The organism is Streptomyces sp. OfavH-34-F (assembly GCF_022347745.1).
In the GTDB taxonomy this organism is placed as follows: domain Bacteria; phylum Actinomycetota; class Actinomycetes; order Streptomycetales; family Streptomycetaceae; genus Streptomyces.
This window is the reverse complement of the sequence record NZ_JAKRGC010000452.1, coordinates 1-3925: the sequence shown is the minus strand read 5'-3', so window position 1 is coordinate 3925 and position 3925 is coordinate 1. Positions and strand designations below refer to the sequence as shown.

The window sequence follows — 3925 nt, the reverse complement described above, 5'->3', positions numbered from 1 at the left end:
GCGCGGGTCCACCGGCGCGGCGACGGGGGCCGGGGGAGCGGGGGCGGTGGCCGGCGCGGGGGCGGCGGGCGCCTCGTCGACCGTGACACCGAAGTCCGTGGCGATGCCGGCCAGGCCGTTCGCGTAGCCCTGGCCGACCGCGCGGACCTTCCAGGCACCGGCGCGCCGGTAGACCTCCATGACCACGAGGGCGGTCTCCGAGCCCAGCCGGGGCGGGGTGAAGGAGGCCAGCACGCTGCCGTCGTCGGCGTTGCGCACGGTGGCGGTCGGCTCGATGCCCTGGAAGGTCTGGCCCGCTCCGTCCGGACTGGCCGTGACGACGATCTTCTCGATGCCGGCGGGCACGGCGGCGGTGTCCACCACGACGGCGTCCGGCGCGCTGCCGCCGCCGGACCGGTAGGTCACGCCGGGGCCCGACGGCTGGTTGTAGAAGATGAAGTCGTCGTCGGAGCGCACCTTGCCCCCGGCGGTGAGCAGCAGGCCCGACACGTCGAGCCGCACGGGCGCGGCGACGTCCACCGCCACGCGGACGGCGGTGAGCGGAAGATTCGAGCCAGGTGTCATAGCGGTCATGTCCGGCTGAACGAACGACCCGGCTTTGCCGTTCCCTTACCTTCCGGCGGATTCGCCCGGACGGCGGAAGCAGCTGTTCCGGGTGATGCGGCTCAGTGCGGCCAGCGCGGCGGGTTGGTGCAGAAGTGGCCGCCGAGGTGGGCGTGGTCCGGGTTGTCCGGGTCCAGCTCGCCCTGCTCCGCGACGAGCTTCGCCGCGTACCGCTCCGAATCGTCCTGCGGCTCGTAGCCCAGGGCGCGGGCGGAGGTCAGGTCCCACCACAGGCGGGTGTTGTCCGAGGAGCCGTTGACGACGGTGTGGCCCACGTTCTCGGCGGTGAGCGCGGCGTCGAACAGCCGGGCGCCGTCCGCCGGGCTCATCCACACCGACAGCATCCGCACGGAGGTCGGCTCCGGGAAGCAGGAGCCGATGCGCACGGAGACCGTCTCGATGCCGTGCCGGTCCCAGTACAGCTGGGCCAGGTCCTCGCCGAACGACTTGGACAGGCCGTAGAAGGTGTCCGGGCGGCGCGGGGTGTCGACCGGGATCAGCGGGTCGCCCGGCAGCGGGCGCGGGGTGAAGCCCACCGCGTGGTTGGAGGAGGCGAACACGATCCGCCGGACGCCGGCCTCGCGCGCGGCCTCGTAGAGGTTGTAGGTGCCGCGGATGTTCGCGTCGAGGATCTTGTCGAAGGAGGCTTCCAGCGAGATGCCCGCGAGGTGGATGATCGCATCGACCCCCGCCACGGCCTCGCGCAGCGCCGCCGGGTCGCCGAGGTCGGCGGTGATCGCGTCCGGCTCGCCCTCGATCGGCACCATGTCGAACAGGCGCAGCGTGTAGCCGTGGGCGGGCAGCAGTTCGCGCATCAGGGTGCCGAGGCCGCCGGCGGCGCCGGTGAGCAGGACGGTGCGGGGCGTTGCGGCGGGCATGCGGGGTCTCCTCTTGGATCAGGTTCACATGCGTGGACAAGGTATGTGGGGGGTCGGAGGGCGTCAAGGGGGATCGGGTTTCGGCTGTCCTGGACCGGCCGTCGGTGCCTTGACCCGGCGGCGCGGCGGGGCCTAGCTTAGGCGTCGTTCATGAATATGGACACCAATCATAAATGCGCACGCCTCAGGAGGGGCCCGTGAGCCCAGACCCGCTTGCCGCCCGACTCACCGCCGTCGCCGGGCCGCTCTTCTTCCCCGTCACCGCGTACGACGCGTCCGGCTCCGTGGACCTCGACGCCTTCCGCGCGCACGTCCGCCGGGGCGTCGACGCGGGCGCGGCGGCGGTGTTCGCGTGCTGCGGCACCGGGGAGTTCCACGCGCTGACCCCGGAGGAGTTCCGGAGCGTCGTGGCCGCCGCGGTGGAGGAGACCGCCGGGCGGGTGCCCGTCGTCGCGGGCACCGGATACGGCACCGCGCTGGCCGTCCGGTTCGCCCGGCTCGCCGAGGAGGCCGGCGCCGACGGACTGCTGGCCATGCCCCCGTACCTCGTCCACGCCGACCAGGCCGGGCTGCTGGCGCACTACACCGAGCTGGCCGGTGCCACCGGCCTGGAGACGATCGTCTACCAGCGCGACAACGCCGTCTTCACCCCCGAGACCGTGCTCGCGCTGGCCCGGACGCCGGGCGTCATCGGCCTCAAGGACGGCTACGGCGACCTGGACCTCATGCAGCGCATCGTCAGCGCCGTGCGCACCGGGCTGCCCGGGCGGGACTTCCTCTACTTCAACGGGCTGCCCACCGCCGAACTCACCGGCCCGGCCTACCGGGGCATCGGCGTCTCGCTCTACTCCTCGGCCGTCTTCGCCTTCGCCCCCGACATCGCGCTCGCCTTCTACCGGGCCCTGGACTCCGGCGACCGCCCGCTGGTCGACGGACTGCTCGACACCTTCTACCGGCCGCTGGTCGAACTGCGCGCCAAGGGGCGCGGCTACGCCGTCTCGCTGGTCAAGGCCGGGGTGCGGCTGGAGGGCCTGGACGTCGGCCCGGTGCGCAGCCCGCTCACCGAGCCGACGCCCGAGCACATCGAGGAGCTGACCGGGATCGTCGCCGCCGGCCGCGCGCTGCTGGAGCGGCACGGCGCGAGGGGGCACGGATGAGGACCTCCGCCTTCCTCTACCCCTGGGACGTCATCGGCGACCCCGACGCCCCGGCCCGCATCGCGGACCTCGGGGTCCAGCAGGTCACCCTCGCCTCCGCCTACCACTCGACCCGCGCGCTGACCCCCCGCCACCCGGCCCGCCGCGTCGTCACCGCCGAGCACGCCGCCGTCCTGTACCCGCCGGACGAGGGGCGGTGGGCGGGGCGGACGCTGCGCCCGTACCGGCAGACCTGGATCGCCTCGGACGACCCGTTCGCCGAGGCGGCCGGGGCGCTGTCCGGGGCCGGGCTCGACGTCCACAGCTGGGTGGTCCTCGCGCACAACTCCCGGCTGGGCGCGGAACACCCCGCCACCTCGGTCGTCAACGCCTACGGCGACCGCTACCCGTGGGCGCCCTGCGTCGCCCGGCCCGAGGTCCGCGCCCACCTGGTGGACCTGGCCGCCGAGGCCGCGGTGCGCGAGGGGGCGGCGGGCACCGAGCTGGAGTCCTGCGGCTGGTACGGCTACGCCCATCTGCACGCCCACGACAAGGTGGCCGGCGTCGGGCTCGGGGACGCCGCGCAGTACCTGATGTCGCTCTGCTTCTGCACCGTCTGCCGGGCCGGTTACGCGGCCCAGGGCCTGGACGCCGGCGAGCTGGGCGCGGCCGTGCGCCGCGCCCTGGAACCGGTCTGGGCCGGGTCCGGGGCGCCGGAGGCAGGCTGGGACGCGGTCGGCAAGCTGCTCGGCGCGGACCTCGCGGAGGCCACGCTGCGGTGGCGCACCGGGGTGGCGCGGGAACTCCAGGAGGCGGTGACCGGCGCGGTACGGGCGGCCGCCGCACCGGGGTTCCGGGTGCTGCTGCACGCCGACCCAGCCCCGTACCGCTGCGGGGCGAACCCGGGCGTCGATCCCGGCCACGTCCTGCGCGTCGCGGACGGCGTGGTGCTGCCCTGCACCGGCACGGACGCGGCGCGCGAGGCGGTGCTCGGGCCGTTCGCGGGCGCCCCCGGGGACGCCGTGCTCGCCGCCAACCTCACCGTGGTGCGGGGGATGGGCGGCAGCCCGGACACGCTGGAACGGGACGCCGCGCACGCCGCGTCGCTCGGCGCGAACGAACTGCGCCTGTACCACGCGGGCCTGGCCTCCGACCCGGACCTGGCGGCCGTCGCCTCGGCGCTCTCCCGCCTCGGCTGAGCCACGGGCCGGGGCGCCCCGTCACGCCCCGGCCGGCGCCGACGGGCCCGCGGGAGCCACCGGTTCCCGCCGGCCCGTCCCCAGCAGCGACGCCGTGAGCACCGCCGCC

4 protein-coding genes are annotated in these 3925 nt (G+C 75.1%); 2 read left to right on the top strand and 2 right to left on the bottom strand.

Annotated elements, in window-relative coordinates; all coding sequences use genetic code 11:
- Positions 1-573: TerD family protein (locus MHW47_RS33125; protein ID WP_239227548.1), on the bottom strand; the 573-nt coding region annotated here is incomplete at its 3' end.
- Positions 574-665: 92 nt separating this feature from the next.
- Positions 666-1481, bottom strand: a complete 816-nt coding sequence (locus MHW47_RS33120; RefSeq protein ID WP_239227547.1) for an NAD(P)-dependent oxidoreductase — start codon at positions 1479-1481, stop codon at positions 666-668.
- Between the two features lie 197 nt (positions 1482-1678).
- On the opposite strand from MHW47_RS33120, the gene MHW47_RS33115 reads away from it, so the two are divergent.
- Both MHW47_RS33115 and MHW47_RS33110 read left to right on the top strand, forming a co-directional pair.
- Positions 1679-2638 (top strand): 5-dehydro-4-deoxyglucarate dehydratase, encoded by a 960-nt coding sequence (locus MHW47_RS33115; RefSeq protein WP_239227546.1) that lies wholly within the window; start codon positions 1679-1681, stop codon positions 2636-2638.
- On the top strand, positions 2635-3816 hold the full coding sequence (locus MHW47_RS33110) for a hypothetical protein (RefSeq protein ID WP_239227545.1): 1182 nt from the start codon (positions 2635-2637) through the stop codon (positions 3814-3816). The genes MHW47_RS33115 and MHW47_RS33110 overlap by 4 nt, the downstream gene beginning before the upstream one ends.
- Positions 3817-3925: the final 109 nt, after the last annotated feature.

What these genes read in the sequence shown, in the direction of transcription:
- MHW47_RS33110 (WP_239227545.1), top strand. Translation starts at nt 2,635, where the DNA reads ATGAGGACCTCCGCCTTCCTCTACCCCTGGGACGTCATCGGCGACCCC.
- MHW47_RS33120 (WP_239227547.1), bottom strand. Translation starts at nt 1,481, where the DNA reads ATGCCCGCCGCAACGCCCCGCACCGTCCTGCTCACCGGCGCCGCCGGC.